Source organism: Burkholderia sp. LK4, from assembly GCF_001043615.1.
GTDB lineage: Bacteria > Pseudomonadota > Gammaproteobacteria > Burkholderiales > Burkholderiaceae > Burkholderia > Burkholderia cepacia.
Window position 1 is genome coordinate 47,958 of record NZ_LDUL01000067.1, and the last position, 6,544, is coordinate 54,501.

Genomic DNA, 6,544 nt, shown 5'->3' on the forward strand with positions numbered 1-6,544 from the left:
CGAATGCCGCGCGCGCCTGACGGCCGCGCGCGGCTCCCCCACCCGATACACCGAACAGAAGAGCACCTTATGGGCAAGGCAACCGGTTTTCTGGAGTTCGAACGCCGCCACGAGGCGTACGAAGCACCGCTCACGCGCGTGAAGCACTACAAGGAATTCGTCGCGGCACTGACCGACGCGGACGCGAAGGTCCAGGGCGCGCGCTGCATGGATTGCGGCATCCCGTTCTGCAACAACGGCTGCCCGGTCAACAACATCATTCCGGATTTCAACGATCTCGTTTACCGCCAGGACTGGCAGCAGGCGATCGAAGTCCTGCACTCGACCAACAACTTCCCGGAGTTCACGGGCCGCATCTGCCCGGCGCCGTGCGAGGCGGCGTGCACGCTCGGGATCAACAACGACCCGGTCGGCATCAAGTCGATCGAGCACGCGATCATCGACAAGGCCTGGGCGGAAGGCTGGGTGAAGCCGCTGCCGGCCGAGCACAAGACGGGCAAGAAGGTTGCGGTCGTCGGTTCGGGCCCCGCGGGCCTCGCCGCCGCGCAGCAGCTCGCGCGCGCGGGCCACGACGTGACGGTGTTCGAGAAGAACGACCGTGTCGGCGGCCTGCTGCGTTACGGGATTCCCGACTTCAAGCTCGAGAAGTGGCTGATCGACCGCCGCATGCGCCAGATGGAAGCGGAAGGCGTGACGTTCCGCACCAGCGTGTTCATCGGCAAGGATCCGCTGCCCGAGTCGATCGGCAGCCTCGCGAAGGAAACCATTTCTCCGGACACGCTGAAGGAAGAATTCGACGCGATCGTGATCGCGGGCGGTTCGGAAACGCCGCGTGACCTGCCGGTGCCGGGCCGCGAGCTCGCCGGCGTGCATTACGCGATGGACTTCCTGCCGCAGCAGAACCGCGTGAACGCGGGCGACAAGCTCGCCGACCAGCTGCTCGCGAAGGGCAAGCACGTGATCGTGATCGGCGGCGGCGATACGGGTTCGGACTGCGTCGGCACGTCGAACCGTCACGGCGCGAAGCAGGTCACGCAGTTCGAGCTGCTGCCGCAGCCGCCGGAAGAGGAGAACAAGCCGCTCGTGTGGCCATACTGGCCGATCAAGCTGCGCACGTCGTCGTCGCACGAGGAAGGCTGCGAGCGCGACTGGGCGGTCGCGACGAAGCGTCTCGAAGGCAAGAACGGCAAGGTCGAGAAGCTGATCGCTGCGCGCGTCGAATGGAAGGACGGCAAGATGCAGGAAGTGCCTGGCTCCGAGTTCGAACTGAAGGCCGATCTCGTGCTGCTCGCGATGGGCTTCACGCAGCCGGCGGCGCCGGTGCTCGAAGCGTTCGGCGTCGCGAAGGACGCGCGCGGCAACGCACGGGCGGCGACCGAAGGCGATCGCTCGTACTACACGTCGGTCGACAAGGTGTTCGCCGCAGGCGACATGCGTCGCGGCCAGTCGCTCGTGGTGTGGGCGATCCGCGAAGGCCGCCAGTGCGCGCGCTCGGTCGATGCGTACCTGATGGGGCATTCGAACCTGCCGCGATAAGCTGAATATCGCGAGCGGGTTCGACGGAAGCCGGGCGTCCGAAAGGGCGCCCGGTTTTTTATGGCTGGCGCCAGCCGGGGCACCCCGGTTTCACGTGCGAGACGGCGCCGTCCGATCGGGCTGCCTTGCCGTGCCGACACGCCTCATTTTCGCGAAGCGTCGTCTAACCTGATGACATCCGGGCGCGATTTCTCGTCATCCCAAATCCTTTCGTTTTGTAATAATCCTTGAAAACTGTCATATCATGTCGCCCCTCGGGCCGCGTTCGCGGTCGACGCTCATGACTGACCCTATTTACAAGGAAACCGGATGGAAGCACTCCTGCATGGGCTGATCGACGCCGTCAACGGCGTGTTGTGGAACTACGTGCTGATCGCGCTGCTGCTCGGCGCCGGTGCGTGGTTCACGTTGCGGTTCCGGATGATCCAGCTGAAGGCGCTGTTCCTCAGCATGAAACTGGTCGGCAGCAAGGGCGAGCCGGGCAGCATCTCGTCGTTCCAGGCGTTCGCGACCGGGCTCGCGAGCCGCGTCGGCACCGGCAACATCGCCGGCGTCGCGGTCGCGCTGACGGTCGGCGGGCCGGGCGCGATCTTCTGGATGTGGATGACGGCGCTGGTCGGGATGTCGTCCGCGTTCGTCGAGGCGACGCTCGCGCAGATCTTCAAGGTGTCGCACCCGGACGGCAGCTATCGCGGCGGCCCCGCGTACTACATCCAGACGGGCCTGCGCTCGCGCGGCTTCGGCGTGCTGTTCTCGCTGTCGCTGATCCTCGCGTTCGGTTTCGTGTTCAACGCGGTGCAGGCGAACGCGATCGCCGACGCCTTCCATACGTCGTTCGGCTGGAGCCGCGAGACGGTCGGCCTCGGCCTCGTGCTGCTGTCCGCACCGATCATCTTCGGCGGCATCCGCCGTATCGCGACGGTCGCGCAGGTGATCGTGCCGCTGATGGCGATCGGCTATCTCGCGCTCGCGGTCTATGCGGTCGCGACGCACATCGCGCTCGTGCCGGACGTGATCGCGCTGATCGTGAGGAGCGCGTTCGGTCTCGAGCAGGCGGCAGGCGGCCTGACCGGCTACGCGGTCAGCCAGGCAATCGCGATCGGCGTGAAGCGCGGGCTGTTCTCGAACGAAGCGGGGATGGGTAGCGCGCCGAACGCGGCCGCGACCGCGAGCACGCGGCACCCCGTCACGCAGGGGCTGATCCAGATGCTCGGCGTGTTCGTCGACACGATCGTGATCTGCAGCGCGACCGCGTTCGTGATCCTGCTGTCGGGCCAGTACGAAGTCGGCACGGGGATGGAAGGCGCGGCGCTCACGCAGCGCGCGATCTCGAGCCACGTCGGCGACTGGGGCGGCATCTACATGGCCGTCGCGATCTTCTTCCTCGCGTTTTCGTCGGTGATCGGCAACTACGCGTATGCGGAGGGCAACGTCGAATTCATCACGAAGCGGCGCGGCGTGCTGCCGCTGTTCCGTGTCGCGGTGCTCGGCATGGTGATGTTCGGCAGCGTCGGGCAACTGCCGCTCGTCTGGGCGATGGCCGATACGAGCATGGGATTGATGGCGATCATCAACCTGATCGCGATCCTCGCGCTCGGCAAGCATGCGCACGCCGCATGGGCCGACTATCGTCGCCAGCGCGCGGCGGGTATCGCCGATCCGGTGTTCACGCGCAACACGATCCCCGAGCTCGCGCGCGTGCTGCCGGCCGACGTGTGGGGCGAGCACGGCCCGCTGCCGCAGCGTCCCGCTTCGGCTCAAACGGCACGCACGCCACGTGCCGCGGTGAGCGAGTCATGAACGGCGACCGGCTCCGTGCGTTCGTCGCGCTGATGCCCGATGCGGCCTCGCGCGACGCGCTGCACGCGTTGCCGGTCACCCGCGGGGCGCGGCGCACGCAACCCGCGCAACTGCACATGACGCTCGCGTTCATCGGCGCGATCGAACGGGACCGATGCGAGGCGCTGGCCGCGCATCTGCCCGCGCTCGCGGCCGCCCATGCGCTGCCGTTGCTGCCGGTCGAGCGGATCGCGTGGTGGCCGAGCCTGCCGCGCGCGAGGCTGATCGTCGCGGAGCTCGCGGCCGATCCTGCCTGCCTGGCGTTGAATGCCGGGCTGGTTGCGCTGCTGGGCGAACTCGGCGTGCCGGCCGACCGGCGGCCGTTCCGGCCGCACGTGACGCTCGCGCGGCTGCCGCGCGATGCGGTCGGCCAGCCCGCGCACGGTGGTGCGCCCGGGCGGGCGGTCGCGGTGCGTGTCGAAGCGCTGACGTTGTTCGAAAGCCGGCTGTCGCACGAGGGCGTGTCGCATCGGCCGGTCGTGTCCGCGCCGATCGCATGGGCGGATAGTGAGGCGGACGGTCTGGCGCCGCAGTGAGCGGCTAGCGCGCCGTGGTGTGATTGCCGGACGCGATGTGTATCGCGTCGGCGATATCGTCCGGCCTGCCGGGTCTGCCGGGCCAGCTGAGCCAGCTGAGCCAGCTGAGCCGCCGAGGTACCGGGCCACCGGGCCGCCGAGGCACCGAGGCACCGAGCCACCGAGCCACCGGGCCACCGGGCCACCGGGCCACCGGGCCACCGAGCCACCGAGGCACCGAGGCACCGAGGCACCGGGCCACCGGGCCACCGAGCCACCGAGGCACCGAGGCACCGGACCACCGGGCCACCGAGGCACCGGGCCACCGAGGCACCGGGCCACCGAGTCAGCCGGGCCACTGGGCCACCGGGCCTACCGGCTGTAGCGCGCGAGCGTCAGGCCCGACAAGTCGATCTCCGGTTCCCGTCCCGTGACGAGATCCGCCACCACCTTCCCCGACCCCATCGACATCGCCCAGCCCGTCGAGCCGTGGCCGACGTTGAGCCAGAGCCCGTCGATCCCGCTCGCGCCGAGCAGCGGCGGCCCGTCGGGCGTCATCGGCCGGCGGCCGACCCAGAAGCGCGCCGATGCGCGATCGGCCGCGTGCGGGAACCAGTCGTCGAGCACCTTCATCAGCGTATCGAGCGCCTGCCGGCGCAGCGCTGCATGCCGATTGCCGAGTTCCGCCGTACCCGCGACGCGCAACGTCGGGCCGAAGCGCGTGATCGCCGTCTTCAGCGATTCGTCCATCAGCGCGGCGTGCGGCGCTTTTTCGTCGTCGACGACGGAGAGCGTCGCCGAGTAACCCTTCACCGGATAGAGCGGCACGTCGATGCCGTGCGGCCGCAGCAGCGCGGCGCTGTCGACGCCGAGCGCGACGACGATCGCGTCGGCGGCGAGCCGCGCGTCGCGTTGCTTGCTGCCGGCGTTCGATGCGTGCGGATGCGCTCGTGCACGATCCGGCGTATCGCCATCCTCGTTGCCGTTACCGACGGTCCGCACGCCGCGCACCCGGCCCGCTTCAACGTCGAGCGCCTGCACGACCGTCTGAAAGCGGAACGTCACGCCGTTTGCTTCGCACAGCGCCCGCAGTTCACGCGTAAAGCGTGCGCAATCGCCCGCTTCGTCGTCGGGCAGGTAGATGCCGCCGACGGGTGCCTGCCGCGCCCAGCGCAGGCCCGGCTCGATCGCCGTGCAGCCGGCCGCATCGAGCTCGCGAAACGCGATGCCGGCGTCGCGCAGCACCTTCAGCGCGGGCTGCACCATCTGCACGTCGAACGCACCGCGCAGCAGCTGGAGGTAGCCCCGGCTCGCGCCGTAGTCGAACGGATGCCGGTCGCGAAAGGCGTGCAGGCATGCGCGGCTGTAATAGGCGATGCGCTGCATCCGCTGCTTGTTCACACGAAACCGCTCGAATTCGCACTCGCGCAGCCAGCGCGCGATCCAGCGCCACTGCGCGGCTTCGAGCGTCGGCCGGAAGATCAGCGGCGACGCGGGCTCGAACAGGTACTTGAGGATCTTGCCGGGCATCCCGGGGGCGGCCCACGGCGTCACGTAGCCGGGCGCGATCACGCCGGCGTTGCCGAGGCTCGTCGCCAGCGCGACATCGGCCTCGCGTTCGATCACGGTGACCTCGCAACCTGCTTCGCGCAGGTGCCAGGCGGTGGTGACGCCGATCACGCCGGCGCCGAGAACGATCACGTGCATGCGGTTTCCGGAACGTGGCGGTTGCTCAGGACGCGACGGCCGGATCGTCGACGAGCGACTTGCCGCGCGTTTCCGGCAGGACGAGCGCCGCGACGATCACGAGCAGGTAGCCGCCGCCCGCGACGAGGCCGATCGCCTTCACGAGCGACATCGACTGCGACAGCGAGCCGACGAGGATCGGGAAGAACGAGCCGAGCCCGCGCCCGAGGTTGTAGCAGAAGCCCTGGCCCGAGCCGCGGATCGCACCGGGATACAGCTCCGACAGGTACGCGCCGACGCCCGCGAAGATCCCTTGCACGACGATCCCGAGCGGGAAGCCGAGCAGCAGCATCGCGGTGTCGGTGATCGGCAGCATCGTGTACGCCATGCCGAGCGAGAACGAGCCGATCGCGAACAGGATGAACGACGCGCGGCGGCCGAGCCGGTCGGACAGGATCGCGCCGACCACGTAGCCCACGAACGAGCCGACGATCAGCACGACGAGGTAGCCGCTCGTGTTGAACACCGACAGGTGGCGGACGGTTTTCAGGTAGGTGGGCAGCCACGTCGTGATCGCGTAGTAGCCGCCCAGCATCCCGGTGCACAGCGCGCTGCCGAACAGCGTCGCGCGCAGGTGCGGCGGCGAGAAGATCTCGAGGAAGTGGCCCGACACGCGGCCTTCGTCGCGCGCGCGGCGGGTGGCCGTGTAGATGTCCGGATCGCTGACGTTGCGGCGGATGTACAGGATCCACAGCGCGGGCGCGATGCCGATCCAGAAGCATGCGCGCCATGCGACCTGCTCGGGCAGCAGCGCAAAGAACGCCCAGTAGAGGATCGCGGCCGCGCCCCAGCCGAACGACCAGCTGCTCTGCACGGTGCCGACGGCTTTCGCGCGGTGTTCGGGCGAGCGGATCGTCTCGGCCATCATGATCGTCACGACCGACCATTCGCCGCCGAAGCCGAAGCCC

General features: G+C 68.9%; 5 protein-coding genes. 3 read left to right on the forward strand and 2 right to left on the reverse strand.

What is annotated here, in order from left to right; genetic code table 11:
- Window positions 1-69 precede the first annotated feature (69 nt).
- The 3 genes from VK92_RS30240 to thpR all read left to right on the forward strand — a co-directional run bounded on the left by VK92_RS30240 (window position 70) and on the right by thpR (window position 3,911).
- Complete coding sequence (locus VK92_RS30240) at window positions 70-1,536, forward strand: glutamate synthase subunit beta (protein ID WP_048025752.1); 1,467 nt, start codon at window positions 70-72, stop codon at window positions 1,534-1,536.
- A gap of 309 nt (window positions 1,537-1,845) precedes the next feature.
- Window positions 1,846-3,336 (forward strand): alanine/glycine:cation symporter family protein, encoded by a 1,491-nt coding sequence (locus VK92_RS30245; RefSeq protein ID WP_048025754.1) that lies wholly within the window; start codon window positions 1,846-1,848, stop codon window positions 3,334-3,336.
- Entirely contained in the window at window positions 3,333-3,911 is a 579-nt protein-coding gene (gene thpR, locus VK92_RS30250; RefSeq protein WP_048025756.1) for an RNA 2',3'-cyclic phosphodiesterase, read from the forward strand. Before VK92_RS30245 ends, thpR begins: the two co-directional genes overlap by 4 nt.
- 351 nt (window positions 3,912-4,262) lie before the next feature.
- Here thpR and VK92_RS30255 read toward each other — a convergent pair whose 3' ends face one another.
- Complete coding sequence (locus VK92_RS30255) at window positions 4,263-5,597, reverse strand: D-amino acid dehydrogenase (protein WP_048025758.1); 1,335 nt, start codon at window positions 5,595-5,597, stop codon at window positions 4,263-4,265.
- Window positions 5,598-5,622: 25 nt separating this feature from the next.
- A partial coding sequence (locus VK92_RS30260) for an MFS transporter (RefSeq protein ID WP_048025759.1) occupies window positions 5,623-6,544 on the reverse strand: 922 nt, incomplete at its 5' end.

Coding starts and splice junctions, on each gene's coding strand:
- VK92_RS30245 (WP_048025754.1), top strand. CDS start 1,846: ATGGAAGCACTCCTGCATGGGCTGATCGACGCCGTCAACGGCGTGTTG.
- thpR (WP_048025756.1), top strand. CDS start 3,333: ATGAACGGCGACCGGCTCCGTGCGTTCGTCGCGCTGATGCCCGATGCG.
- VK92_RS30255 (WP_048025758.1), bottom strand. CDS start 5,597: ATGCACGTGATCGTTCTCGGCGCCGGCGTGATCGGCGTCACCACCGCC.
- VK92_RS30240 (WP_048025752.1), top strand. CDS start 70: ATGGGCAAGGCAACCGGTTTTCTGGAGTTCGAACGCCGCCACGAGGCG.